General features: G+C 70.3%; 21 protein-coding genes and 1 pseudogene. 16 read left to right on the forward strand and 6 right to left on the reverse strand.

Annotation, left to right across the window (positions count from 1 at the left end):
- Positions 1-4: 4 nt before the first annotated feature.
- The 3 genes from VGS97_RS13495 to VGS97_RS13505 form a co-directional block, all read right to left on the reverse strand.
- Positions 5-1,426: a DUF5667 domain-containing protein gene (locus VGS97_RS13495; protein ID WP_326853767.1), complete on the reverse strand. Its 1,422-nt coding sequence runs from the start codon at positions 1,424-1,426 to the stop codon at positions 5-7.
- A 391-nt stretch (positions 1,427-1,817) separates the two neighbouring features.
- A complete protein-coding gene (locus VGS97_RS13500) occupies positions 1,818-2,630 on the reverse strand; it encodes an ECF subfamily RNA polymerase sigma factor, BldN family (RefSeq protein WP_326853768.1) in 813 nt (270 codons plus the stop codon).
- Between the two features lie 659 nt (positions 2,631-3,289).
- On the reverse strand, positions 3,290-4,285 hold the full coding sequence (locus VGS97_RS13505; RefSeq protein ID WP_326853770.1) for an HAD-IB family hydrolase: 996 nt from the start codon (positions 4,283-4,285) through the stop codon (positions 3,290-3,292).
- Positions 4,286-4,437: 152 nt separating this feature from the next.
- On the opposite strand from VGS97_RS13505, the gene VGS97_RS13510 reads away from it, so the two are divergent.
- The 6 genes and pseudogenes from VGS97_RS13510 to hemB all read left to right on the forward strand — a co-directional run bounded on the left by VGS97_RS13510 (position 4,438) and on the right by hemB (position 11,396).
- Positions 4,438-4,680 carry a glutaredoxin family protein gene (locus VGS97_RS13510; RefSeq protein ID WP_326853771.1) on the forward strand — a complete coding sequence of 81 codons (243 nt, stop codon included), beginning with the start codon at positions 4,438-4,440 and terminating at the stop codon, positions 4,678-4,680.
- Between the two features lie 414 nt (positions 4,681-5,094).
- Positions 5,095-5,796: pseudogene (locus tag VGS97_RS13515) on the forward strand (redox-sensing transcriptional repressor Rex); the annotation flags it as partial.
- A 233-nt stretch (positions 5,797-6,029) separates the two neighbouring features.
- Positions 6,030-7,442 (forward strand): glutamyl-tRNA reductase, encoded by a 1,413-nt coding sequence (locus tag VGS97_RS13520; RefSeq protein WP_326853773.1) that lies wholly within the window; start codon positions 6,030-6,032, stop codon positions 7,440-7,442.
- Positions 7,439-8,386: a hydroxymethylbilane synthase gene (gene hemC, locus VGS97_RS13525; protein WP_326853774.1), complete on the forward strand. Its 948-nt coding sequence runs from the start codon at positions 7,439-7,441 to the stop codon at positions 8,384-8,386. Before VGS97_RS13520 ends, hemC begins: the two co-directional genes overlap by 4 nt.
- A 179-nt stretch (positions 8,387-8,565) precedes the next feature.
- Entirely contained in the window at positions 8,566-10,302 is a 1,737-nt protein-coding gene (locus VGS97_RS13530; RefSeq protein ID WP_414641710.1) for a uroporphyrinogen-III synthase, read from the forward strand.
- Between the two features lie 110 nt (positions 10,303-10,412).
- Positions 10,413-11,396, forward strand: a complete 984-nt coding sequence (gene hemB, locus VGS97_RS13535) for a porphobilinogen synthase (RefSeq protein WP_326853776.1) — start codon at positions 10,413-10,415, stop codon at positions 11,394-11,396.
- Here the strand turns inward: hemB and VGS97_RS13540 are convergent.
- Complete coding sequence (locus tag VGS97_RS13540) at positions 11,350-12,051, reverse strand: ABC transporter ATP-binding protein (protein ID WP_326853777.1); 702 nt, start codon at positions 12,049-12,051, stop codon at positions 11,350-11,352. The two genes, hemB and VGS97_RS13540, sit on opposite strands and share 47 nt — an antisense overlap.
- Before the next feature lie 128 nt (positions 12,052-12,179).
- Between VGS97_RS13540 and VGS97_RS13545 the strand changes: the two genes are divergently transcribed.
- Positions 12,180-13,463: a type II CAAX prenyl endopeptidase Rce1 family protein gene (locus VGS97_RS13545; protein WP_326853778.1), complete on the forward strand. Its 1,284-nt coding sequence runs from the start codon at positions 12,180-12,182 to the stop codon at positions 13,461-13,463.
- A gap of 164 nt (positions 13,464-13,627) precedes the next feature.
- Here the strand turns inward: VGS97_RS13545 and VGS97_RS13550 are convergent, their stop codons facing one another.
- Positions 13,628-14,269 (reverse strand): TetR family transcriptional regulator, encoded by a 642-nt coding sequence (locus tag VGS97_RS13550; RefSeq protein ID WP_326853780.1) that lies wholly within the window; start codon positions 14,267-14,269, stop codon positions 13,628-13,630.
- A 278-nt stretch (positions 14,270-14,547) separates the two neighbouring features.
- Complete coding sequence (locus VGS97_RS13555; protein WP_326853781.1) at positions 14,548-16,854, reverse strand: FdhF/YdeP family oxidoreductase; 2,307 nt, start codon at positions 16,852-16,854, stop codon at positions 14,548-14,550.
- 230 nt (positions 16,855-17,084) lie between these two features.
- Between VGS97_RS13555 and VGS97_RS13560 the strand changes: the two genes are divergently transcribed.
- The 9 genes from VGS97_RS13560 (at position 17,085) to VGS97_RS13600 (ending at position 25,206) form a co-directional block, all read left to right on the forward strand.
- The gene (locus tag VGS97_RS13560) at positions 17,085-17,774 is read left to right on the forward strand and encodes a hypothetical protein (protein ID WP_326853782.1); all 690 of its coding nucleotides are present in this window, start codon (positions 17,085-17,087) and stop codon (positions 17,772-17,774) included.
- Positions 17,775-17,987: 213 nt separating this feature from the next.
- The gene (locus VGS97_RS13565) at positions 17,988-18,530 is read left to right on the forward strand and encodes a hypothetical protein (RefSeq protein ID WP_326853783.1); all 543 of its coding nucleotides are present in this window, start codon (positions 17,988-17,990) and stop codon (positions 18,528-18,530) included.
- Positions 18,527-19,114, forward strand: a complete 588-nt coding sequence (locus VGS97_RS13570) for a hypothetical protein (protein WP_326853784.1) — start codon at positions 18,527-18,529, stop codon at positions 19,112-19,114. Before VGS97_RS13565 ends, VGS97_RS13570 begins: the two co-directional genes overlap by 4 nt.
- 2 nt (positions 19,115-19,116) lie before the next feature.
- Positions 19,117-19,431: a hypothetical protein gene (locus VGS97_RS13575; protein WP_326853785.1), complete on the forward strand. Its 315-nt coding sequence runs from the start codon at positions 19,117-19,119 to the stop codon at positions 19,429-19,431.
- Between the two features lie 206 nt (positions 19,432-19,637).
- Positions 19,638-20,726 carry a PLP-dependent cysteine synthase family protein gene (locus VGS97_RS13580; RefSeq protein WP_326853786.1) on the forward strand — a complete coding sequence of 363 codons (1,089 nt, stop codon included), beginning with the start codon at positions 19,638-19,640 and terminating at the stop codon, positions 20,724-20,726.
- Between the two features lie 188 nt (positions 20,727-20,914).
- Positions 20,915-22,426 carry an efflux RND transporter periplasmic adaptor subunit gene (locus VGS97_RS13585; RefSeq protein WP_326853788.1) on the forward strand — a complete coding sequence of 504 codons (1,512 nt, stop codon included), beginning with the start codon at positions 20,915-20,917 and terminating at the stop codon, positions 22,424-22,426.
- 2 nt (positions 22,427-22,428) lie between these two features.
- Positions 22,429-23,304: an ABC transporter ATP-binding protein gene (locus VGS97_RS13590; protein ID WP_326853789.1), complete on the forward strand. Its 876-nt coding sequence runs from the start codon at positions 22,429-22,431 to the stop codon at positions 23,302-23,304.
- Positions 23,304-24,533, forward strand: a complete 1,230-nt coding sequence (locus VGS97_RS13595; RefSeq protein WP_326853790.1) for an ABC transporter permease — start codon at positions 23,304-23,306, stop codon at positions 24,531-24,533. Before VGS97_RS13590 ends, VGS97_RS13595 begins: the two co-directional genes overlap by 1 nt.
- Positions 24,526-25,206 (forward strand): hypothetical protein, encoded by a 681-nt coding sequence (locus VGS97_RS13600; RefSeq protein WP_326853791.1) that lies wholly within the window; start codon positions 24,526-24,528, stop codon positions 25,204-25,206. The genes VGS97_RS13595 and VGS97_RS13600 overlap by 8 nt, the downstream gene beginning before the upstream one ends.
- The last annotated feature ends 5 nt before the right edge of the window (positions 25,207-25,211 follow it).

The following is a 25,211-nucleotide window of genomic DNA, read 5'->3' on the forward strand; positions in this document are numbered from 1 at the left end:
GCCGTCAGTGGCCGGGTGTGGCGCTCGGATTCGAGCCGGAGCCGCCGAGCCCGAGGTTGATTCCGGGCAGGATGAGCAGCGGCGGCAGGTCGATGCTTATCGACGGCAGTATCGGCAGCGGCAGGTGCACGTTTATCGGCGGCGGCGTCGACGCGGACGGCGAGGCGCTGGGGCTTGCCCCCGGGCTGCCCGAGGCTCCGGCGGACCGCTGCCCGGACGGGCTGACGCCGTGTGAATCACCAGGCCGCCCGCCACGGGCGTGCGAGGCCGACGTGCTGCCGCCCTGGCCGGCGCCGGCGCTCGAATTCGTGCCGTCGTCCGGCTGCGGGCCGGTGGACGGCGTCGGCGTCGCGCTGCCGGGAGGCGGTAGCGCGGCCACCGCCGCCTGGAGCTGGAGGTAGAGGGTGTCCATCGTGGCCACGATGTGCGTCGGACGGTTCTGCAACGTCAGCGGCAACTGCCAGGCCAGGTCGGCGACCCGCTGGCGTTCGGTGAGCAGGAAGTCGGACAGCAGATGTACCGCCTGCTGGTCGCCTTGCGTGCGTACCTGGCCGAGCAGGACGTTCCCGCCGTCGGCGATCATGGTCTGTAGATCGGTGAGGTCCTGGTCGAGGTAGGCCGTGGTCGGCGAGCCGGGCACGTCGGCGTCCCGGCGGGAGAGCAGTGCCTCGATCTCGGACAGCCGGGTGTCGGCCAGCTTCAGGTACTCGCCGCCGCGGTCGGTCGGCGAACCGGAGAGCGAGAGCTGGATGTTCTCGAACATCTTCTTCGCGCTGTACAGCGGGTCGCCCGGCACCGCCCCGGCCGAGGCGATCGCGATGCCGCCGACGGAGCCGGTGGCCACCGCCACGCCGACTCCCGCCGCCAGCAGCCGTCGCCGCCAGGACGCCGAGATGCCGCCACCGCTGTGCGACGGGCGTGCCGTGACCGGCTTGCGCAGTCCGGCGTGCCGTCCGCCGCGCTGGGCCGGGACCTGACCCTTGGCCGGGGCGGCGGCCAGTTCCGGGGTGAGCCGGACCAGTCGCGCGCGCAGCTGGGCCCGGAAGGCTTCGTCCATGCCGGACAGCGCCGTCCCGGCGTCCTCGACCCGGCGGGTCAACGCCACCAGGGAGTTGATCGGATCGGCGGGCGTGGCCGACGAAGACTCCCGCGACTCCCGCCGCGCCCTCGCGTCGTATCCGTCGTGCGCGGCCCCGTTCAACCGGCCATCGTCCAACGGGCCGTTGCTCGGCCCGCCGTTGTAAGACGCTTCGTCGTATGACGGCTCGTCATACGAGCGTCGACGCGACTGCGGACTGCCTTTGCCGGAACCGCCGCGTCCCGAACCGTCGGCTGTCGCCGCGCTCAGTGCGAGGTCGAACTCCTCCGCGAGTCGGCGCTCATTGGACGGGGACGGCCATGGGCCACCACTGCGGCGCTGTGCCATTCGCCTGCCACCTCCCATCCCTTCCAGGGCAGCCATTTCGCCGCCGACGCAAGTTTGACTCGTCCCGACTGGGCAAGGTTGTGCCCGGGTCGGCCTTGGGCACGCGGTCGTGCCGCAATTTCACCCGGACGAGTGGATCGTGCAATTGCCCCTGCACATCCGGTGTTTTCGCGTATCCACACGGTTACCCGGTGTAACGACTGTGATACGGACGGAGTTACGCCACCGCACCCCTCCGGGGGTCGGTACGCGGAGCGCGCCATCCGGTATATCAGGCTCTTCGAACCTGACCGATGCTTTTGTGCGGCCGTGCGCTCGCCCGCCGCTGTGCGTCGGCCGACCCTGCGCCGCGGCCCCGGCGAAGTTCGAAGAGTGCGTATCGCGGCCTCGGTCACCGGAGGGCGTCCGCCGGGAGCAGCCTGGCCAGGGTGCGGATCGCGCGGTACTGGAGCGTCTTGATCGCGCCGTCGTTCTTGCCCATGATCTTCGCGGTCTCGGCCACCGAAAGGCCGTGCAGGAACCGCAGCGTGACGCACTCCTGCTGCTGGGAGTTGAGCTGGCAGACCGCGTCGAGCAGCGCTTTGTTGGACAGGTATGCCAGCACGCTGTCCTCGGGGCTCGACTCTGTCTGGTCGGAGTCGAGCATCTCCCCGGTGGGCACTTCGAGGCGGTAGCGGCTGGACTTGAAATGGTCGGCGACCAGGTTGCGGGCGATGGTCACCAGCCAGGCGCCGAAGTCGCGGCCCTGCCAGGTGAAGGTGGAGATGCGGCGCAGCGCGCGCAGGAAGGTCTCGCTGGTCAGGTCCTCGGCCAGCGGCTTGTTGGAGACGCGGTAGTAGATGTAGCGGTAGACGGTGTCCGAGTAGGCGTCGTAGAGCTGGCCGAAGGCCTCGCCGTCGCCGTCCTGCGCCAGCCGGACCAGGGCCAGCATCCGCATCGACTCGGCGTCCTGGCCGCGTTCGTCGTGACGGCCGTTGTTGTGCTGGCCGTTGTTGCGTCGGCCACCGTCCTGCTGCCGTGGCCGGTACGGCTCGGCGGCGGGCTCGTGCCGCGGCGCGGGCAGCTCCCCGGGCGGTGAGGCCGGGGATTCGAGCGAACGCGGCGTGGCCGTCGGCCGGTCCGGGACCGCCGAGGCCGCCATCGCGACCACGGCCATCCGCAGACCGGTCAAGCCGACGGCGTCGGCCCTGACGTCTCGATGCACGGGACTCCAGCTGTTCGGGGGCTGCGTCAGCCCGCCGCGTGAGGGTGCTGCACGAATCCTCTCGGGCAGGTCTGCCTAACCATGGCCACGCCGCCGTGGAGGACGACGTAGCAGTGCGGCGCCGTTGCACCGGTCCGCGTGGGATGCGGGCCGCCGGTCGTGATCGGAGGGCCGATCATGACCGAGCGTGCGGAGGCGATCACCGCTCGTGGGCCGTTCCCACATCGTAGGGAAAATCGCTCCCCTCGTGTGTGGGTTTGGCACGACAGGCCCGGACTGACCGAGGTCCGCCGAGGATATCGCTTCGTGTCGGCGACGTTACTGCACGTGTCGGAGGGCAGTGAAAGCGCACGGTCTAAGCATGGACGAACGTTTGATGGCGTGTCATCCGCCAGTCAGACCAATGCGGTCGGATCAACTACGGTCATATCAACACTGGCTGACCCGATTGTCGACTCCGGACCCGTTTCGCGAATGCCGAACGGCTCGAATGCCCGACGACCAAAGATTCGACGTCGGTACGCAAAAGCTCGACGATGGGGAGTGGCGTGCCGTGGCGCGGCTCAACTGGCGGCCGAGGCAGTGTCTTCGTGTATCAGCGAATGGCTGAAGCAGTGTCTTTGTGGCTCGGCCGACGGCCGAGGCAGCAGCTTTGGGACTCAGCCGATGGCGGAGTCGGTGGCTTCGCGCCGCCGCTGGGAGCGGCGCAGTGCGGCACCGGCCGCCATGGCGCCCGCCGTCGCGCCGATCGCGGCTGAGCTCGGGATGCCGGCCCGCATCAGGCGCACCCCGGCGCGGTACTCGACGACCGGCCAGCCACGTTGCAACGCGTAGTGCCGCAGCTTGCGGTCCGGGTTGACCGCGTGGGGGTAACCGACCGAGGTAAGCATCGGCAGGTCATTGGCCGAGTCCGAATACGCGTGGCAGGCGTGCAACGTGTATCCCTCGCGCTCGGCGAGTTCACGCATCGCGGCGCCCTTCGCTGGTCCGTGCAGCACCTGGCCGCAGATGCGGCCTGAGTAGACGCCGTCGACGGACTCGGCGACGGTGCCCAGCGCCCCGGTGAAGCCGAGCCGGTGCGCGATGATGTTCGCCAACTCGTCGGGAGCGGCGGTCAGCAGCCAGACCGGTTCGCCCCGGTTGAGGTGCGCCTGGGCCAGCGCCCTGGTGCCCGGCCAGATCTTGCGCTCAAGGTAGTCGTCGAAGATCGCATGGCAGATCGCGATGATCTCGCTGACGGTGTGCCCGGCGGCGAAGGACAGCGCCCGGTCGCGCGTCGACTCCATCGTCCCGGCTCGCTCGCCGCGGAACCGGAAGGTCAACTGGCCCCAGCCGAACCTGGCGATGTCCCGGCCGCTGAGTATCCGGTGCGCGGCCATCCCGCGGGCCACGTGGAACAGCGAGGCGCCCTGGATCAGGGTATTGTCCAGGTCGAAGAACGCGGCCGGTCCGCCGCCCCGGGGCCCGGTGAAGCCGGTGAACGGCGTGACCGTGCTGACGGTCCCGGGCCGGCGCGGTTCGAGCTGCGCCGACGGTCCGGCGACTCTGGGCCCGGCTGCGGCGGGCACACCGGACAGGGCTGCGCCGTCGGCCTGCGCCGCGGCGGTCTGGGCGGCCTGACCGGTCGTGAGCTGCGCGACTGTTCGGGGTGCCATGGGAGTAGACCATACTCGCCGCTAGGTAACTCCACGTCCGGCTTTGATGCCCGCTTGGTTACGGCCCGGCGACTAGTGAACTCGGGTACGTATCCGGATATGTATCCGGGTCCGGTGCGCCGGCCCCGGCGCGAGTCGTTACTGTGTTCGGCATGGAGACCACCCGGATCACCTTGATCGGCAAGCCCGGCTGCCACCTGTGCGACGACGCCCGCGCCGTGGTCGTCCGCGTCGCCGAGGATCTGGGCGTCGGCTGGACCGAACTGGACATCACGCAGGACCGAGAGCTGGCCGAACAGTACTGGGAGCAGATCCCGGTGACCCTCGTCGACGGGCACAGGCACGACTTCTGGCGAGTGGACGAGGCGCGGCTGCGCGCTGCGCTGAGCGTCTGACGACACCAGCCTTTGGCGCTTGACTCATGCGACGCAGTCCTCCTGTGGCACTGCGCTCATCTGAGATCGACACTGATCCGGCCGGCACTGCACCGGCGCCGCTGTGGATTGCCTGGCATCGCGCTGGCAGGCTGCTGGCAGCACACTGTGACTTCGGTTGAGGCCTAACGTCGGCCGTTGTGACTTCGGTCGCATCCAGCGGCCCGCCGGGCGAGGGCTGGTTCGTCCAGCGCTGGTCAACGCCGCAGCCGGATGACAAAGGGAAGATAGTAGTCTTTCCGGACAATTCGGATGTGCACTTTGTGCGCGCGTTCACAAAGTCCTACGCTGTCGGGCAGGTGCTGAGGCAGGCCCACCATTCGTGGGGCGCGCTCCGGCAACAAGTCCCACCGCGACAGCGCCTACAGGAGCACGATGGCCACATTGCGTACCCCAGGCCCCCCGGGCCGTGGCGGCGAGGGGCCCTCGGGCCGTGCCGCCTCGGCGATCCCTGAGGCGACGGTGGCCCGGCTCCCGGTGTACCTGCGTGCACTGCGCGCACTGGAGGAGCGCGGCATAGCGACCGCGTCCTCCGAGGAACTCGCGGTCATCGCCGGGGTCAACTCCGCGAAGCTGCGCAAGGACCTGTCGTATCTGGGCTCTTACGGGACACGCGGCGTCGGCTACGACGTCGAGTACCTCGTGTACCAGATCTCCCGCGAGCTCGGACTGTCCCAGGACTGGCCGGTCGCGATCATAGGCATCGGCAATCTCGGCCACGCCCTGGCGAACTACGGCGGCTTTGTCAGCCGCGGCTTCCGCATCGCGGCCCTGCTCGACGCCGACCCGCGGCTGTCCGGCAACCGGGTGGCCGGGCTGGTGATCCGGCACATCGACGAGCTCGACGAGGTCATCGTGGAGAACGGCATCTCCATCGCCGTGCTCGCGGTGCCGCCGACCGCCGCCCAGGAGGTGGCGGACCGGCTTGTCGCGGCGGGCGTCACCTCCATCCTCAACTTCGCCCCCGCCGTGGTGTCCGTGCCGCCCGGAGTGGACCTGCGCAAGGTGGACCTTTCCATCGAGCTCCAGATCCTCGCGTTCCACGAGCAGCGCAAGACCGCCAACAACCACGCCGCACCCGGCGTCGTGCGGACCCGTCGCGTGCGGCGGCTGCGCGAGGATCCGGTGAACCCCGGCGAGTTCGACGACGCGAGCGTCGCAGGCGCCGCCGACGCGTACGCAGAGATCGACACGAACGCAGAGAACACGTTCCCGGAAGCCGCCCGGTACTCGGAGGCGGCGCAGTACGCGGACTCGGCGGCTGACAGCGAGCCGATGCCGCGCTACGGCTATGACGAAGTGAGGCCGGCATGAGCCTTCTCGTGATCGGGCTGTCCCACCGTTCCGCACCCATCCCGCTGCTGGAGCGGGCCGCGCTGCCGCCGGAGCAGGTGGCCAAGCTGGTCGGCGACGCTGTCGGCACCGAGCATGTCGTCGAGGCGATCGCGGTCGTGACCTGCAACAGGCTTGAGGTCTACGCCGACGTGACCCGGTTCCACGGCGCGCTCACCGACCTGTCCGCGCTGATCAGCGCGTACACCGAGGTGCCGGCCGAGGAGCTGAACGAGCACCTGTACGTCCACTACGACAACCGCGCCGCGCAGCACCTGTTCAACGTCGCCTGCGGCCTGGATTCGATGGTCGTCGGCGAGCCGCAAGTGCTCGGCCAGCTGCGCGGCGCCCTCGCCAACGGGCAGGCGGAGGGCACCGTCGGACGGGTGCTCAATGACCTGGCGCAGACGGCGCTGCGGGTCGGCAAGCGGGCGCACAGCGAGACGGGCCTCGACCGTGCGGGCCAGTCCCTGGTGACCGCGGCGCTCGACCTGGCCCTGCCGCTGCTGGACGGCGGACGCCCGCAGCACGCGGTGGTCGTCGGCGCGGGCTCGATGTCCTCGCTGGCCGCCACGACGCTTTCCCGGATGTACCCGGGCCTCGACTTGACCGTGGTCAACCGCACACCAGACCGTGCGGGCCGGCTCGCCGAGGCGGTGGGCGGCCGCGCGCTCGGACTGGACCGGCTGGCCGAGAGCCTGGCCGGCGCCGACCTGATCGTCTCGTGCACCGGCGCCATCGGCACGATGATCACAACCGACACGCTGTCGGCAACTGACGCCGCGTCGAGTGACACTGGGTTGAGTAACACTGCGTCGTTGAGTGACACAGTGTCATTGAGTAACACTGCGTCGAGTAACACCGCACCGGATACTGCTCGGCGCCGGGTCGTGGTCGACCTCGCGCTGCCGCGTGATGTGGCCCCCGAGGTCGGAGCCCTGCCCGGCGTCAGTCTGATCGACCTGGAGCGGATCGCCGACGCCGAGCGCGTTGGCGCGGCCCGGGCGGAGCAGGGCAGCGTCGAGGCGGTGCGGCGGATAGTCGCCGAGGAGGTCGCCGCCTACGACTCCGCACAGCGGGCCGCGACCGTCGGGCCCACCGTGACCGCGCTGCGCGGCATGGCCGCGGAGGTCGTCGAGGCCGAACTCGCCCGCTTCGACGGCCGGGTGCCCGAGCTCGACGCCAAGACTCGCGCCGAGGTGGCCAACACGGTGCGGCGCGTCGTGGACAAGCTGCTGCACGAGCCGACCGTGCGGGTCAAGCAGCTGGCGTCCGACCCCGGCGGCACTTCCTACGCGGTCGCGCTGCGGGAACTTTTCAACCTCGATCCGGCCGCGCCCGCTGCGGTCAGCCGGGCCGAGGTCGTCACCGGAGGAGAAGACGGCGCATGACGAACCGACCACTCAGGCTGGGAACAAGGCGCTCCGCGCTCGCGCTCGTGCAGTCCGGGCTGGTCGCCGCGGCGGTGACCGAAGCCACCGGCCGGCCGGTCGAACTGGTGGAGATCACCACCTTCGGCGACGTCTCCAGGGAGGCGCTGAGCCAGATCGGCGGCACCGGCGTTTTCGTCAACGCACTGCGTGACGCGCTGCTCGCGCACGAGGTGGACCTCGCGGTGCACTCGCTCAAGGATCTGCCCACGGCTGCGGCCGTGGGACTCGCGCTGGCCGCCGTGCCTGAACGCGAGGACGTGCGCGACGTGCTGGTCGCCCGCGATCAGCTCAAGTTCGCCGACCTGCCGTCCGGCGCGCGGGTGGGCACCGGCTCCGCGCGCCGCGCCGCGCAGCTGCGGCTGCTGCGCCAGGATGTGGAGGTCGTGCCGGTCCGCGGGAACGTCGACACTCGGGTCGGCTACGTGGTCAAGGGCGAGTTGGACGCCGTCGTCCTCGCCTACGCGGGCCTGAGCCGGCTTGGACGGATCGGCGAGGCGACCGACTGCTTCGACCCGTCGGAGATGCTCCCGTCTCCCGGTCAGGGCGCCCTCGCGGTCGAGTGCCGGGCCGCCGACGCCGGGCTCGTGGCCGAACTGGCAGCCCTGGACCACGCGCCCACCCGGGCCGCGGTCCAGGCCGAGCGCGCACTGCTCGCCGCGCTCGAAGCGGGGTGTTCAGCGCCCGTGGGCGGCTACGCCGTCGCGGTCGGGCGCGAACTGCAATTGACCGGGACCGTCGCCGAGGTCGAGATCGCGACCGAGGATGTCACACCGGGCACGGTCCCCCGGTCGATCAGGATGTCCGCCACCGGAACCGTGGACGAGGCCGAGCGGCTCGGGCGTGAGCTCGCCGCGCGGATGCTCGACCAGGGCGCCGCCGGCTTGATGGGGAAGCAGCCGTGACTCTCACGACCGGATCCGTTTCCGCACAGAACCTCATTGCACACACGAACGGGCACGCGACTACTGCCACTGCGCTCCCCGACGCTCTGCGTTCGGACGACCAGGGGCGTACCGCGGCGAACGCTATGGATACGCGGATAGCGGTGGCGGACGAAGCGATCGTCGAGCACTCCGCGTCTATCGCCGACACGGAGTCCGAGGCCACCGAGTCGCAGAGGCCGAACAACGCCGCGCGTGCGCGAGTCAGTTTCGTGGGCGCCGGTCCCGGCGACCCGGATCTGCTGACCGTGCGCGCCGCCGCATTGCTTGCCGACGCCGACGTGCTCGTCGTCGACCCGGTTCTGCTCGACCGCTTCGCGCCGCGCTGCCGGCACGGCATCGAGGTGATCGAGATCGAGCCCGCCTCGTTCGACGACGCTCTCCCGCCGACGAACGGCCATTCAGGCAACGGCGACGGCGCCAGGTTCGGCGCGGCGTCCGCGCCGCCGCTGGTCTGCTTCGACCAGATCAGCGCGGCGGTGCGGGCAGGCAAGTCGGTGGTGCGCCTGCTCGACGGCGACCCCGGGCTCTTCGGCTCGTTCGAGGCGGAGGCCGCGGCCTGCGCGCAGGCGGGACTGCCCTTCGAGGTCGTGCCCGGACTGGCCCGCGCCACCGCGGTCCCGGTGTTCGCCGGGATCCCGCTGACCAAGGGCTCGATCGGCGACGTGCGGCTGCTGTCCGCGCCGCGCCTGGACGACCACGCCGACTTCACCGCCTGGTCCGACTGGCACCGGCAGCTCGGCGAGGCGGGCACGACCACCTCGACGCTCGTGCTGATGGGCATCGGCGACCGGATCGACGAGGTCGCCGCCGAGTTGCTCGCGGCCGGCCGGTCGGCCGACACCCCGGTGGCCGTGACCGTCGACGGCTCGCTCACCTCGCAGCGCACCATCACCGGCACGCTCGACCGGATCGCGGCCGGGCTCAAGGCCGAACACATGATCAAGCCGTCCCCGGATACCGTGGTGGTCGTGGGTTCGGTAGTGGAACGCCGCTCCGAACTGTCCTGGTACGAGACCAGGCCGCTGTTCGGCTGGCGGGTGCTGGTCCCGCGCACCAAGGAGCAGGCCGGGGCGCTCAGCGAGCAGTTGCAGTCCTACGGCGCGGTGCCGCACGAGGTGCCGACCATCGCCGTGGAGCCGCCGCGCACTCCGCAGCAGATGGAGCGTGCGGTCAAGGGACTGGTCACCGGCCGGTACGAGTGGGTCGCCTTCACTTCGGCCAACGCGGTCAAGGCGGTCGCCGAGAAGTTCGGCGAGTACGGCCTCGACGCGCGCGCGTTCGCCGGGATCAAGGTGGCGGCGGTCGGCGAGCAGACCGCGAGGGCGCTGCGGGCCTTCGGGGTCGTGCCGGATCTGGTCCCCTCGGGCGAGCAGTCGGCGGCGGGCCTGCTGGAGGACTTCCCCGCGTACGACCCGGCCTTCGACCCGATCGAGCGGGTGTTCCTGCCGCGCGCCGACATCGCGACGGAGACGCTGGTCGCGGGGCTGGTCGAACTCGGCTGGGAGGTGGACGACGTGACCGCGTACCGCACGGTGCGCGCGGCGCCTCCGCCCGCCGAGGTGCGTGAGGCGATCAAGGGCGGCGGCTTCGACGCGGTGCTGTTCACCTCCTCGTCTACGGTCAAGAACCTCGTTGGCATCGCGGGCAAGCCGCACGCCTCCACGGTGATCGCGTGCATCGGCCCGCAGACCGCGAAGACGGCCGAGGAGCACGGGCTGCGCGTGGACGTGCTCGCGCCGGAGCCGAGCGCCGCGGTGCTGGCCGAGGCGCTGGCCGCGTTCGGCAGGGCGCGGCGTGAGGCGGCGATCGCGGCCGGAGAGCCGGTGCTGCGGCCCTCTGAGCGGCGCTCCTCGCGTGCCCGCCGCGCGAAGTAACGCTGTGTTGGATTGACGCTGTGTTGAATTGACGGCGCGAACATGTGATGAGGTGAGCGGCTGTCCAAAGCCGCCACCTGGGTTCACCCGATTGGAATAGGCTGGTCGTCATGACTGCGGCTCAGTTCCCGAACGTCAGGCCGCGCCGGCTGCGGCGTACCCCGGCGCTGCGCCGGATGGTGGCTGAGACTCGCCTGCACCCGGCCGAGTTCGTGCTGCCGATGTTCGTGAAGGAGGGCTTGCTGGAGCCCGCGCCGATCGCGTCGATGCCCGGCGTCGTGCAGCACTCGCTCTCCAGCCTGCGTAAGGCGGCGCACGAGGCGGTGACCGCCGGAGTCGGCGGCCTGATGCTGTTCGCGGTGCCCGAGGAGCGCGACGCCATCGGCTCGGCCGGGGTCGATCCGGACGGCATCCTTCAGCGGGCGATCCGTGAAGTTGCCGGCGAGGTCGGCGACTCGACCGTGATCATGAGCGATCTGTGCCTCGACGAGTTTACCGACCACGGGCACTGCGGCGTCCTGCGCGCCGACGGCACCGTCGACAACGACGCGACGCTGGAGATCTACGGCGAGATGGCGCTCGCTCAGGCCGGGGCCGGGGCGCACATGCTCGGCGCCAGCGGGATGATGGACGGTCAGGTCGGCTTCGTGCGGCGGGCGCTGGACGCGGCCGGGTACCAGGACACCGCGATATTGGCGTACGCGGCGAAGTACTCGTCGGCGTTCTTCGGCCCGTTCCGCCAAGCGGTGGAGTCGCAGCTGACCGGCGACCGCAAGACCTATCAGCAGAACCCGGCGAACGCGGTCGAGTCGCTGCGCGAGGTGCGGCTCGACGTGGCCGAGGGCGCTGACCTGGTGATGGTCAAGCCGGCGATGTCGTACCTGGACATCGTGCGGCAGGTTGCCGACGCGGTGGAGGTCCCGGTGGCGGCCTACCAGATCTCCGGCGAGTACGCGATGGTCGAGGCGGCCGCGGCGAACGGCTGGATCGACCGGGAGCAGGCGATCCTGGAGACGCTGACCTCGATCCGCCGCGCCGGTGCCTCCGTCATCCTGACGTACTGGGCGCTGGACGCGATCCGGCTGCTCGGCTGAGCACGCCTCGCTGAAGGCCGAGTTCGTACACCTCGTCGCACACCGCGCCGACCAGCTCGGGATCGTGCTCGACCAGCACCACGGAAAGCCCGTCGCCGCGCAGTGCGCGCACGGTGCCGGCGAACTCGCGTACCTGCTGCTCGCTCATGCCCGAGGACGGCTCGTCCAGCAGCAGCATCCGCGCCCCGGCCGCCAGTGCCCGCGCGATCTCCACGATCCGGGCCACTGCGGTCGGCACAGCGGCCAGCGGCTGCCCGGCGAAGTCCACCAGGCCGAAGCGGCGCAGCAGCGCGTGCACGGCCTGCTTCGCCTGCTCTTCGCCGCCCCCGGCCTGTTCCGCCGCGACCAGCAGGTTGTCGGCGATGCTCAGCGAGCTGAACGGTTCGAGCCGCTGGAACGTGCGCCCGAGCCCCAGGCGCGCGCGCCGATGTACCGGGAGCTTCGTGACGTCCCGGCCGAACAGCCATACTCGCCCGGTGGTCGGCCGCAACGAACCGCAGATCACGTCCAGCAGCGTCGATTTACCCGCGCCGTTCGGGCCGACCAGGCCCACGACCTGCCCGGTTTCGACGGTCAACGTGACGTCGCGCAGTACCGGCACCCCGCGATATCCCGCGGTGACGCCCTCAACGCGCAGCGGCTCCAGCTGAGCCAACTCTCATCTCCCTGAACGCCTTGTCCCAGCGTCTCGGCATAGGCTCGACGTGATACAAAGGCAGACTCTCGCCTATTCGGGGTAGTTGTCACGCCGACGAGCGATGACGATCAGAGCTTGGAGCGCCGGTGGACCAGACTCAGGAACAGGGCCCGCAGCCGGGCCCGGTCGACGGCGCCGCGACGCCCTTCCCGGCGCCCGCCGTGCCGGCTGCGCCGCCGCCGCTCCCTCCGGGCCCGGACGCCGTCCCGCCGCAGCAGCCTCCGGCCGAGGCGCGCAGCGCGCAGCCCGGGCCGATCTCCCCGCTGCGCGCGTTCGGCGAGATCGGCGCGGTCTACTTCGTCGCCTTCGGGCTCGGCGTGATCAGCGCGGTCGGCCTGCTCACGAATCCCGACCTGAGCGACAACCAGCAGATCCGCAACTGGCTCGAAGCCGGCAGCGAGATGATGCAGTACATCATGCAGGCCTCGACGGTCGTCTTCGGCGTGGCGTATTTCAGCCTGCGCCGCGGCGTCACGCTGCGCTCGGTCTTCGGTCGCTTCGCCAGGCCGACCCCGCCGCCCATGCACTATCAGGGCTACGCCGCCTACCAGGGCTATGCCGCATACCCTGCACCGACGTACCAGAGCTCCACAGCCCAGTACCCGAATCAGTACCCGGCCCAGTACCCGCACTCAGCCCAGTACCCGCACACGGCCCAATATCAGCCGACAGCGCAGTACCCGTATCCGACGCAGACTCAGCTGTACGCGCCGCCTTACTCCGCGCCGCCGCAGCCCGGTTACCCCGTCTACGCTCCGTACCCGCAGATGGGTTACCTCCCGAACCGGCCGCGCGATCGCGGTCCGGGCTGGCAGTTCGTCCGGGCGTTCTTCCTCTCGATGGCCGGCGTGCTCGGATTCCTGCTGGCCGTGGTCGTGTACGTGAACGTCACCGGCCGCAACACCGGCGCGCCGGACCAGGGCAGCAGCCTGTGGATGATCCCGGTCGGGATCGTGGTCGCGCTGGCGGCCGGATTCGGCGAGGAAGTGCTGATCACCGGGATGGTGGTCACCACGCTGGAGCAGGCCGGGTTCGCCAGGCGAGCGTGGGTGATATACCTCGTCGCCATCGCGCTGCGCATCCCGTTCCATCTGTACTACGGATGGGCCTCGCTCGCGGTGATCTTCTTCACCGTCGGCAACATCTGGGTCTACCGGCGCTGGCGGCTGCTCTGGCCGATCGTGCTCGCACACGCGGCCTACGACGCGACCGAGTTCGCCGGCTCGCTCTCGCCGAAGCTGGCCGGGCTTGGGCTGCTCGTGCTGGGACTCGGCACCTTCGTCATGGTCATCGTGATCGCCAGCATCGAACTGTCCGACCGGTCGGCCCGCCGCCGGTTCGACCAGTGGCGGGCGGCTGTCGGGGTCTGATGTGCGCGCTGCTCAATGCGGACGCGGTTCAACGCGCACGGGCCCCGATGGACACGGCTCTGCTGAGCACGGCTCTGATCGACGCAGCGCCGATGCACGCAGCTCTGATGCGCACAGCCTGACCCGCGTGAGGTAGCTGCTCAGCCGCTGCACCGCGGCTCGGCTCAGCTCGGCTTGCGGCCGGTCACGCCCCAGGCGACCAGCCGGGTCAGCCCGGAGCGCAGTTCGCCGTCCTTGACCGACCAGCTGTCGAAGGCCTTGGTGTGCGCCGCGCTGGCCGCCAGCATGGTCACCAGCGCCCCCGCGGTCGCCGCCGCGTGCACCTCTGGGTCGACCTTTCCACTGCGCTGGAGCTGCGAAATCGCCTCGGTGAGCGCCTGGACCACCGAGTTGAGCAGCTTCATGCGTATCCGGGAGAACCGCCGGTCGCCCTCCGCGGCCGCCAGGTCGACGACCCGCAGGATCGCGTCGTGCTGCCGCCAGAAGTCCAGGAAGCCGTCCACCAGGGCCGCGGCCGCGGCCGAGCCGCCGCGGCCGGTCCAGCTCTGTTCGGAGGCCAGGTCCTTGAGCGTCCCGGCCTCCTTCAGCACCTCGTTCGCCAGCTCGACGACCGCGGTCTGGATGTCCGGGAAGTACTGGTAGAAGGTCGCCGGGGAGGTGCCCGCCTGCCGCGCCACGTCGATGACCGTTACGTCCCGGTACGAGGTGGAAGCGATCAGCTCGCCGAGGCATTCGAGCAGCCGGGTCCGGGTGGCCTGTCCTCGGCGGCCGGCGATCCGCCCGTCAACGGTACGTACTTGTGTCATACCGTCAGTTTATATATGGCTGGATAGTTTGCATTTGTGACGGTGCATCGGTTGCGCCATCTGGTGGAGAATCACCTCAAGAAACGGTTCCGGCCATCGGCGCCGACTGCGGTGCGTGCACCTGCGCTCGCTCTAGGGCGTGTTTGAGACGTAGGGCCGGGGTCGTGGCGCCTGGCGTGCATGCTCGCCGCGTTGTCGGGTCGCGCCCGTACCGCCAGCATGGACACGACCCGACGCCTTGCGATCGCACGCGCCAGGCACCGCGCCCTGATCCGGCCCTACTTCTCAACACGCTCTAGTCGCACCACGATCGACTTGGACGTGGGCGTGTTCGACACCTGCGCGGTCGAGTCGAGCGGGACCAGCACGTTGGTCTCCGGGAAGTACGCGGCCGCACATCCACGCGCGGTCGGGTAACTGACGACGCGGAACCGCTCGGCGCGCCGTTCGACCCCGTCCCGCCACACCGAGACCAGGTCCACGTGGTCGCCGTCGGCGAACCCGAGCACGGCCAGGTCGTCGGGATTCACGAAAACCACCCGTCGTCCCTGCTTGATGCCGCGATAGCGATCGTCGAGCCCGTAGATGGTCGTGTTGTACTGGTCGTGCGAGCGGACGGTCTGCAACAGCAGGTGCCCGTCGGGGACGCGCAGGACTTCGAGCTCGTTGACGGTGAAGTTGGCCTTTCCGGTAGCGGTGGGGAAGGTGCGCGAGTCGCGCGGGCCGTGCGGCAGCCGGAAGCCGTCCGGCGTTCGCACGCGCGCGTTGAAGTCCGCGAAACCGGGCACCACCCGGGCGATCCGGTCCCTGATCCGGTCGTAGTCCGCGGCCAACCCCTCCCAGTCGATGCCCTCGTAGTCGTCGTCGAGGCTCGGGCCGAACAGTTCCCGCGCCAGCGCGGCGATGATCGCGACCTCGCTCTTGAGCTGCGGCGAGGCCGGGGCCAGCCGGCCGCGTGAGGCGTGCACCATCGACATCGAGTCCTCGACGGTGACGAACTGCTCGCCGCCGCCCTGCACGTCGCGCTCGGTGCGGCCGAGGCAGGGCAGGATCAGCGCGGCCTGGCCGGTCACCGCGTGCGAGCGGTTCAGCTTCGTCGAGACGTGCACGGTCAGCGCGCAGCGGCGCATCGCCGCCTCGGTCACGGCCGAGTCCGGCGTGGCCGTGACGAAGTTGCCGCCGACCGCGAAGAAGACCGAAACCTTCCCGTCGCGCATGGCCCGGATCGCGTCGACCGTGTCGTAGCCCGGCTCGCGCGGCGGTTCGAACCCGAACTCCGCGGCGAGCGCGTCCAGGAAGCGCGCCGGGGGCTTCTCGTAAATGCCCATGGTGCGGTCGCCCTGGACGTTCGAGTGCCCGCGCACCGGGCAGACTCCGGCGCCGGGGCGGCCGACGTTCCCGCGCAGCAGCAGGAAGTTGACGAGCTCGCGGATGGTGGGCACCGAGTTGCGGTGCTGAGTCAGCCCCATCGCCCAGCAGACGATGACGCGCTTCGACGCGATCACCCGTTCGGCCAGCGACTCGATCCGCTCGCGCGAAAGGCCGGTCGCGTCCCGTACCTCGTCCCAGGACGTCTGACGGACGTCCTTCTCGTACGCGGAGAAACCGTGCGTGTATTCGTCGATGAAAGCGCGGTCCAATACGGTGCCGGGCGCGCCGTCCTCGGCCTCCAGCAGCAGTCTGCCGAGCGCGCGGAACAGCGCCAGGTCGCCGTTGACGCGGATCTGTAGGAAGTCGTCCGCGAGCGCGGTGCCCGAACCGATCAGGCCCCTGGCGTGCTGCGGGTTCTTGAAGCGGATCAGCCCGGCTTCCGGCAGCGGGTTGACCGCCACGATCGAGGCTCCCGCGCGCTTGGCCTTTTCGAGCGCGGTGAGCATCCGAGGGTGGTTCGTGCCCGGGTTCTGCCCGAGGACGACGATCAGATCGGCCTGGTACAGGTCGTCGAGCGAGACCGAGCCCTTGCCCACGCCGAGCGTCTCGGTCAGCGCGGAGCCGCTCGACTCGTGGCACATGTTCGAGCAGTCCGGCAGGTTGTTGGTGCCGTAGCGGCGCACCATCAGCTGGTAGAGGAAGGCCGCCTCATTCGACGTGCGACCGGAGGTGTAGAAGACGGCCTCGTCCGGTTCGCACGAGCGCAGCGCCTCGGCGGCGATCCGGATGGCCTCGGGCCAGCCGACCGGACGGTAGTGGTCCGCGTCCGGCGCCTTGTACATCGGCTCGGTGAGGCGGCCCTGCTGGCCGAGCCAGTAGTCGGACTTCGCGGCCAGCTCGCCGGCCGGGTGCTCGGCGAAGAACCCGGGACCGACCCTGCGCAGCGTCGCCTCCTCGGCCACCGCCTTCGCGCCGTTCTCGCAGAACTCGAAGTGGCTGCGCTCACCGGGCTCCGGCCAGGCGCAGCCGGGACAGTCGAAGCCGCCCGGCTGGTTGACCCGCAAGAGGGTCAGTGCGGTACGCCTGGTCCCCATCTGCCGCTCGGCGACCCGCAGCGACTCGGCCACCGCGGGCGCCCCGGCGGCCCAGGTCTTCCGGCTGCTGACGGAAAGGTCCTCGTCGGAGGGATCCTGGCGGGGTGCTGGAGTGGCCATCGACGTCTCCTAGCCCGGTGCGGTGCTGCCTGCGTCGTCCTTCGGTCTTCTGTCTGCACTGTACCGCTCCGCACGGATCACCCCATTGAGTGAATTGTCTGTTATTCGACCTACGTCCTTTCCTGGCTCTCACTGGAATGGAAGCTCCATTGGGCGGCCGGGCGCGGGTGTCCTCGGCGGCGCAAGCGGCCGTCCGGACCGCGTCGAGCCTGGCCAGAAGGGACTTTCTGATGGGAAGCCATGCCAAACCCAGGACACGGGTCCGCTCGGCCGCGCTCGGTACCCTCGCCGTCGGAGCGACCCTGACCGGGGTGGGCCTGACCGCGGCGGCGCTCGACCCGGGCGACGCCACTCTGGCCGACGGGACGATCGGCACCGATCCGGTCGACTTCGCGGCCAGCGGCCTCGGCGCCCCGGTGCCGGTGGTCGGCGTCAACTCGTCGGACGGCGTTGCCGCGAGCAACGGCACAGTCAGCAGTTCGGCCGGCACCAAGAGCGGAGCCAACGACGAGGTCTCATCCGCCACCCCGGGAGATGGTCATGTCTCTGGTGGCGGTGGCACGGGCTCGTATACCGCGGAGCGGATGGCGCTTCCCGTCGGCGCGAGCGCGCAGCAGTTGAAGCGTGCCGAGGCGGCTGGCGCTGCGGTCGTCCGCAGTTCCCGCACCGGCGCATCGTCAGGCAGCGCGTCGGCGGGCTTTGCCGCGCAGGGCGCGCGGTCCGCTCTCGTGCCTTCGGGCGCCGGCGCCTCCTCCGGCGGCACGGCGCCGCTGGGGCTTCCGCCCTTCGACACGAGCCTGCCGATCGACACCGCCCTGCCGGTGCCGAGCCTGACCTCGGCCTCCAGCCTGTCGACCACGGTGGGTCAGACCAAGTCGACCGTGGCGAGGCTGCTCGACGAACTCGCCCGGCTGGTCTGATCAGCGAACCAGCGCCACGGCTCGAACACCTCCTCGTTCGCTGATCGCCTGGTTCGGTCAGTAGTCGATGCACACCGCCGGGGGACGGCTGTCACTCTCGGGAATGAAGATCGCTGAAGACGGTCACCCCACTTGGCAGGATGGTCGCCGCCCGTGGCCTTGAACACGGCTTACGGGCAGCGGCCAGTCCCGGAAGGCGGTGGATCCCGACCCTTGTCCGCACTCGCGCTCCTGCCCGGCTTCTCGACCACGCTGCCGACCACCGGCCTGCTCGGCGTCCTGGACGTCGCGGGCATCGACTCGTTCGTGCACCGCGACTATTCGGCGCTGTTCGCCTCGGTTCCCGTGATCGCCGTGGGATCGATCGCGTATTTCATGCTGAAGGACTATTGCGCAAGCGGGAGATCGAAGGGTGTCCGCGCCGCCGCGCCCACAGGCGGCATCGAGGAGGTCCTCGGGTCGTGGCTTCGTGCGGGTGCGGCGTCGCTGCGTCCTGACGAGGAACTCGCGCTGACGGGAATCGTGCTCGCGGCCATGGCGGAGTGCCTGGAGCACGACCCTGCCGCGTATCCGCTGCTGGCCTGTGCTGCGGCGCGCCTTGTACCCGCATTCACGGATGCGTCGGGTTGGCGTGGCTGGACGGGTCTGACCGAGCGGGCACGGCGAGCGGCCGTCGACGTGTTGCGGCCGACCGCGCTCTGCGTCCTGGTACGGGCCGCCACCTGGGGACTGGTGTCGACGGGGGATGAGCCGTGACGACTTCTGACACGAATGCGACCGCCGAGCCGGAGCCGTGGACGAACAAGACGCAGTCCGCGCCGGCGCCGATCCCAGTGTCGATCCCAGCGCCGATCCCGGTGCTCGCGCCATACCTGGGGCTTGTCGCGTCGGTGTTGTGCACGTTTGGCGGCGCCTGGCTGCTGCTCGCGCCTTATGCGCTCGACTTCCGGCACGGCGCCGCACACCTCCCGCGCACCGCGGTCGTCGATCTCGGCAGCGGTGCCGCGATCGCCGTCGCGGGGATCGCCACAGCCTTGCTCTTCTCGACGAATCTGGTGAAGCGTCTGCGGGCCGATTCGAGCGCGGCCCCGGAGAGCAGGCCGGCGAAGTCGGCGGGCGCGGCGGCCGAACGCCAGTCTGAGTCCGAGTCCGAGCCAGAGTCCGAACTCGAACCTGAACCAGCGCCCGGATCCGAACCAGCGCCCGAACCCGCGCCGAGCGCGAGCACGCAGGAGACCGATCCGGGTGGCGCGTTGCGCGAGTTGCTCACCCCGCTCGTCGCCGCGCTGGCAGCGGATCTGCGCAGCCACGACGAAGAGCGCCGACGACAGGAGCCGTGACGATGTCCGCAACCGTTCCCGCCCAGCGAAGCGAGCGGATCGAACCGAGCCGCGCCGAACTGCCGATGATCCCGCCCCCGGTGTCCCGGCCGAAGGCTCCTGTCGCCGCGCTCACCGGCCTGACGCTGGTCGCCCTGCTCGGCGGCTGGCTCGTCGCCGCTCCGTTCATCGTCGGCGATCAAGCGCGCGGTGGCGCCTGGACCGCTTCCACGCGAGTCGACGTCGCGACCGGCACGGCCGTCGCCGGGCTGGCCGTCCTCGGCCTGCTCTGTTATCTCGCCGCCGCGATCAGCTGGCTGGCGCGGTACGGTCGATGACCCTTTTCGAATCCAACCGTGGCTGGCGGCGCAGGGTCGGCCGACACGCCGCGGCGGACGAACCTACAGCCGCTTATTAGATAGGCCACGGTTAAGCTCGAAGAGCCTCGATGACGGAGCCGGATGGCGCGACCGGGTGACAGCATGGCAAGTGGGGGATGGCAGTGTCCGATCAAGTGGAGTCCGGTCGAGTAGGGTCGGACCAAATGGATCGCACCGACCCCGCCTGTGAGAACGGCCGCGACTGGGTCCACGACGCCGTCGCGAAGGTCGAGGCTGACGCGAACCGTTCCGCCGACACCCACCTGCTGGTGGTCCCGCTGCCCGGAGAATGGGGCATCGACCTCTACCTCAAGGACGAGTCGACCCACCCGACCGGCTCGCTCAAGCACCGGCTGGCCCGCTCGCTCTTCCTCTACGCGCTCTGCAACGGCTGGGTCCGCGAGGGGCGGCCGGTCGTCGAGGCCTCCTCGGGGTCGACGGCGGTCTCCGAGGCCTACTTCGCCCGGATGCTCGGCCTGCCGTTCGTCGCGGTGATGCCCGCCTCGACCAGCAGGGAGAAGATCGCGCTGATCGAGTTCTACGGCGGCGGCTGCCACCTGGTGGCCGATCCGACGCAGGTCGTCGCCGAGTCCCGGCGGCTCGCGGCGCGTACCGGCGGGCACTTCATGGACCAGTTCACCTACGCCGCACAGGCCACCGACTGGCGCGGGAACAACAACATCGCCGAGTCGATCTACGGGCAGCTGGCCCGGGAGCGCCATCCGGTGCCGTCCTGGATCGTGGTCGGCGCGGGCACCGGCGGGACCAGCGCGACGATCGGCCGCTACGTGCGCTACCGGCGGCTGCGCACCAGGCTGTGCGTCGTGGACCCGGAGAACTCCGCCTTCTTCGACGGCTGGGTGAACCAGGACCCGGATCGCACCACCACGCACGGCTCGCGGATCGAGGGGATCGGCCGGCCGCGGGTCGAGCCGTCGTTCCTGCCCGACATCGTGGACCGGATGATGCGGGTGCCCGACGCCGCCTCGGTCGCCGCGATCCGAATACTCGCCGAACGCACCGGCCGCCGGGCCGGCGGCTCGACCGGGACCAACCTGTGGGGCACGCTGCGGATCGTCTCCGAAATGCGCGCCGCCGGGATCGGGGGATCCGTCGTGAGCCTGCTGTGCGACGGCGGTGAACGTTACATGAATACGTACTACGACGACGGCTGGCTGGCGACGCAGGGCATCGACATCGCGCCCTACGAGCAGGCGCTGCGCGACTTCTTCGTCACGGGCATGCTGGCCTGACCTGCGGCTGCGTACTGCGCGAAACAGAGCGTGGCGATACTCGCCGATCTCGGGACGGGCTCGGCCGCGTTACGCGCTCTTACGTTTTGTCATAGCCGGGTAACAGTTCGCTGAGCACTCAATGAGAATCTCTTGCAAACCTCCCATACTTCACGTTGGCTTCAGCCTGTCCGCCAACACTCCGGGCCATGACGCCGCTCAACTCCTCCCGCCGCCGACTCGTGCTCAACGGGTCGCTCGCCGCGCTCGTGCTGGCGGGCGCGGGCGTCGCGTACGCGATGGTCGGCCCGGCCACGACCGCGAGCGCGACCAACACGCGGACCTCCGCTGTGCAGCGCGGCACCGTGATCGCCTCGGTCTCCGCCTCGGGCAACCTCGCGCTCGCCTCGACCTCGTCTCTCGCCTTCGGTGCCTCGGGGAAGGTCACCGAGATCGACGTGAAGGTCGGTCAGACGGTCACCAAGGGCCAGGTGCTCGCCAAGATCGACCCGACCCAGGCCAACCTCCAGCTGACCCAGGCCCAGCAGCAGCTGACGGTCGCTCAGGACAACCTGGCCAAGGCGCAGAACGGGCCGAGTTCCGCCCAGCAGGCGGTCAACAACGCGCAGCTCGCCCAGGATGAGCAGTCGCTCACCAACGCGCAGAGCACGCTGTCCACCGACCAGGCGCTGCCGGCCTGCACCACCAGCACCCCGACGGCGTCGTCCGGCAAGGGCGGCACCACCGGCGGCACCGGGAACTCGGCCACCTGCCAGAGCCCGTCCATGATCACCCAGGACCAGCAGGCGGTCACCAACGCCCAGAACGCGCTGACGCTGCTCAAGGCCCAGCAGGCGAACTCCGCCTATGTCGATCCCGCCACGATCGCGCAGGACCAGGAGTCGGTGACCTCGGCGCAGGCGTCCGTGAACAATGCGCAGACCGCGCTCGCCGGCACCTCGATCACCGCGCCGAGCGACGGCACCATCCTGACCGTCGCAGGGCTCGTCGGCACCTCGGTCAGCGCCGGGAGCACGACCACCGGCGCCGCCGGTTCTCCGTCGTCCTCGTCGGGCGGTTCCGGCGCAGGTGGCGGAGGCGGTGGCTCGTCCTCCGGCAGCGGATCGTCGAGTTCGTCGTCCTCCTCGTCGAGTTCGGGGGCGTTCATCACGATGGCCGACCTGAGCCAGCTTCAAGTCACCGCCAACGTGTCCGAGACCGACGTCTCCTCGGTGCAGATCAGCCAGAGCGCCACGGTCACCCTCAACGCCACGAGCAAGTCGTACGCCGCGCAGGTCCAGGCCATCGCGCCGACCTCGACGCTGGTGTCGAACGTCGTCGAGTTCGCCGTCACCCTGAACCTGACCGACCCGGTCCCGCCGAGCGTGCGTCCTGGCCAGTCCGTCTCGATCTCCATCGTGACGGGAGAGGCGAGCGACGCGCTGTACGTGCCCAACACGGCGATCACCACGGCCGGCGGCCGCTCGATCGTCACCGTGGTCGGCGCGGACGGCAAGGAGACCATCACGCCGGTCACCACCGGGATCGTCGGCACCACCAACACCCAGATCGTCAGCGGCCTGACCCAGGGCCAGAACGTGCTGATCACCCTGGCCACCTCGAACAGCGGCCTCGGCGGCCGAGGCTTCGGCGGTCTGGGCGGCGGCGGCTTCGGCGGGGGTCTCGGCGGCGGCGGCAACCTCGTCACCCGGGGAGGCTGACGATGACCGAGGCGCAGACCGTCACCGCGTACGCCCCGCCCCGGCCCAGCGCCGTGTGGATCAGCGCGCTGTGGAAGGTGTACGGGTCCGGCGACGCGGCTGTGCACGCCCTGCGTGGCGTGGACGTCGACATCCCGCACGGCGATTACGTGGCGGTCATGGGTGCGTCCGGCTCCGGCAAGTCCACCCTGATGAACATCGTCGGCTGCCTGGACGTGCCCAGCTCGGGCGAATACCGGCTCGACGGCATCTCCATCGCCGAACTCGACGAGAAGCAGCTGTCCCTGGTGCGCAACCGGAAGATCGGCTTCGTGTTCCAGTCCTTCAACCTGCTCGCCCGCACCACCGCCTTCGCGAACGTCGAGCTGCCGCTGGTCTACGGCGGGGTGCGCGGTCCCGAGCGGCGGCGCAGGGCGCTGGCCGCGCTGAACCTGGTCGGGCTCGGCGACCGGATCGACCACCACCCCAACCAGCTCTCCGGCGGCCAGCAGCAGCGCGTCGCGGTGGCCCGCGCGCTGGTCACCGCCCCGTCGCTGGTGCTGGCCGACGAGCCGACCGGCAACCTCGACACCCGGTCGAGCTCCGAGGTGATGGCGCTGTTCGACCAGCTGAACTACACCGGTCGGACCATCGTGCTGATCACCCACGAGGAGGACATCGCGGCGCATGCCAAACGCATCATCCGCCTCGTCGACGGGCTGATCGTGGAGGACACCCGGGTCTCCCCGCTAGACGGCCTTCCGCCGCGGATGGCCACGAACGAGAGCGGACGGCACGCCGCGCCACGCGCCCACGCCGCGATAACCACCGGTTCCGGCTACGCGGACGGCGACGGCGCACCCAACGGATTCGCGTCCGGCGAGTGGGCAGGTGCCTGATGCGCATGGTCGAGGTGTTCCGCTTCGCCCTGCGCGGGCTGAAGGCGAACAAGCTGCGCTCAGGGCTGACCACGCTCGGCATCCTGATCGGTGTCGGCGCGGTGATCCTGCTGATCGCGGTGGGCCAGGGCAGCGGCGCGGCCGTTCAGGCGCGCATCAACGCCCTGGGCTCGAACCTGCTGACCGTCACCCGGCAGGCCAACGGCTTCGGCCGCGCGGCGGCCACCCGGACCGGCACGCAGAGCCAGGGGTCGAACCTGACGGTGTCCGACGCGCAGCTGCTGGCCAGCTCGGATCAGGACCCGGACGTGGGGGAGGTCGCGCCGGTCGCCTCGACCTCGTCCACCGCGACCTACTCGGGCGCCAGCACCACGATCAACCAGATCGTCGGCACCTATCCGGCCTACCTGCCGGTCTCCAACGACGTCATCGCCAGCGGCTCGTCCTTCACCGCCGACGACGTCAACCAGCACCGCAAGGTCGTCGTCATCGGGCAGACCGTGGTCACCAACCTGTTCGGCACCATCAACCCGATCGGCCAGACGATCCAGCTCGGCGGCGTCCCGTACTCGGTGATCGGCACGCTGACGGCCAAGGGCGGCGCGAGCACGTTCAACGACCCGGACAACATCGCGATCGCCCCGTTGACCACGGTGCAGGACAGCCTCACCGGCTTCGGCTCGCTCAGCGAGATCGCGGTGCAGGCGGTGAACTCCAACGCGTCGGACGCAGCTCAATCCGAGGTCACCAGCCTGCTCCAGGAGGCGCACCACGTGACCGCGACCACCCAGGACTTCACGGTCACCAACCAGGCCGCGCTGCTGTCCACCGCGCAGAGCACGACGCAGACCTTCACCGTGCTGCTCGCCGCGGTCGCCGCGATCTCGCTGCTGGTCGGCGGGATCGGCGTGACGAACATCATGCTGGTCACGGTCACCGAGCGCACCCGCGAAATCGGCATCCGCAAGGCGCTCGGCGCGCCGCGCGGCGCGATCCTCGGCCAGTTCCTGATCGAGGCGGTGCTGCTGTCGATCGTCGGCGGTGCGCTCGGCGTGATCGCCGGGGTGGTCGGCTCCCGCTTCACCATCGACGGCATCAAGCCGCAGCTGGTGCCGACCTCGATCCTGCTCGCCTTCGGCGTGTCCGCAGTGATCGGCCTGGTCTTCGGCTCGCTGCCGGCAAACCGGGCCGCCAAACTCCATCCGATTGAGGCGCTACGTCATGAGTGAGCTTGAGACCAGGCAATCCTCCGCCGCGTCGCCGGAATTCGGGTCGGCCGAGGCGCAGACCGCCGAGATCGCTCCCGTCACCGAGTACGACGGCGCAGAGGTGGAACTCGGCGACGCGGACGCGGACCTGCTGGCGATCCCGCCGCGGGCCGACGACCTCGGCGCGGCGCTGGCCGCCCGGCCGCCGCGGGTCAAGCTGCCGAAGATCACCACGTCGCTGGTCGCCGCGGCGCTCGTCTGCGCCGGCTTCATCGGCGGCGTGCTGGTCCAGAAGCACCTGGGCGGCAACTCGTCGTCCGGCGGCAGGAACTTCTCCTTCCCGGGCGCCTCTACCGGATCGCGGGGTGGTGGAGGTGGCGCCGGCGGCGGCTTCGGCGGATTCACCGGCCGCGGGGGCACCGGAGGCGGCGCGGGCGGCGGACTCGGCGGCAGCGCGATCACCGGGACGGTGACCGTCGTCAGCGGCGACAAGCTCTACGTCACCGCGGCGGACGGCAGCGTCTACACGGTCACCACGACCGGCTCGACGAGCGTCAACGTGACCCAGGCCGGCAGCCTCTCCCAGCTCAAGCCCGGCCAGTCGGTCGTCATCTCGGGCAGCAACGACGGCAACGGAGATGTGACGGCCAACTCGATCACGGCCGGCAGCGCTTCCTCATCCAAGGGCAACTAGACCAC

The sequence above is a fragment of the Actinocrinis sp. genome (genome assembly GCF_035946395.1).
Taxonomy (GTDB): domain Bacteria; phylum Actinomycetota; class Actinomycetes; order Streptomycetales; family Catenulisporaceae; genus Actinocrinis.

Excerpts from the sequence above, each read along its gene's own strand:
- VGS97_RS13495 (WP_326853767.1), bottom strand. The coding sequence starts at position 1,426 with ATGGCACAGCGCCGCAGTGGTGGCCCATGGCCGTCCCCGTCCAATGAG.
- VGS97_RS13505 (WP_326853770.1), bottom strand. The coding sequence starts at position 4,285 with ATGGCACCCCGAACAGTCGCGCAGCTCACGACCGGTCAGGCCGCCCAG.
- VGS97_RS13510 (WP_326853771.1), top strand. The coding sequence starts at position 4,438 with ATGGAGACCACCCGGATCACCTTGATCGGCAAGCCCGGCTGCCACCTG.
- VGS97_RS13520 (WP_326853773.1), top strand. The coding sequence starts at position 6,030 with ATGAGCCTTCTCGTGATCGGGCTGTCCCACCGTTCCGCACCCATCCCG.
- hemC (WP_326853774.1), top strand. The coding sequence starts at position 7,439 with ATGACGAACCGACCACTCAGGCTGGGAACAAGGCGCTCCGCGCTCGCG.
- hemB (WP_326853776.1), top strand. The coding sequence starts at position 10,413 with ATGACTGCGGCTCAGTTCCCGAACGTCAGGCCGCGCCGGCTGCGGCGT.
- VGS97_RS13550 (WP_326853780.1), bottom strand. The coding sequence starts at position 14,269 with ATGACACAAGTACGTACCGTTGACGGGCGGATCGCCGGCCGCCGAGGA.
- VGS97_RS13555 (WP_326853781.1), bottom strand. The coding sequence starts at position 16,854 with ATGGCCACTCCAGCACCCCGCCAGGATCCCTCCGACGAGGACCTTTCC.
- VGS97_RS13560 (WP_326853782.1), top strand. The coding sequence starts at position 17,085 with ATGGGAAGCCATGCCAAACCCAGGACACGGGTCCGCTCGGCCGCGCTC.
- VGS97_RS13575 (WP_326853785.1), top strand. The coding sequence starts at position 19,117 with ATGTCCGCAACCGTTCCCGCCCAGCGAAGCGAGCGGATCGAACCGAGC.
- VGS97_RS13580 (WP_326853786.1), top strand. The coding sequence starts at position 19,638 with ATGGATCGCACCGACCCCGCCTGTGAGAACGGCCGCGACTGGGTCCAC.
- VGS97_RS13585 (WP_326853788.1), top strand. The coding sequence starts at position 20,915 with ATGACGCCGCTCAACTCCTCCCGCCGCCGACTCGTGCTCAACGGGTCG.
- VGS97_RS13590 (WP_326853789.1), top strand. The coding sequence starts at position 22,429 with ATGACCGAGGCGCAGACCGTCACCGCGTACGCCCCGCCCCGGCCCAGC.
- VGS97_RS13595 (WP_326853790.1), top strand. The coding sequence starts at position 23,304 with ATGCGCATGGTCGAGGTGTTCCGCTTCGCCCTGCGCGGGCTGAAGGCG.
- VGS97_RS13600 (WP_326853791.1), top strand. The coding sequence starts at position 24,526 with ATGAGTGAGCTTGAGACCAGGCAATCCTCCGCCGCGTCGCCGGAATTC.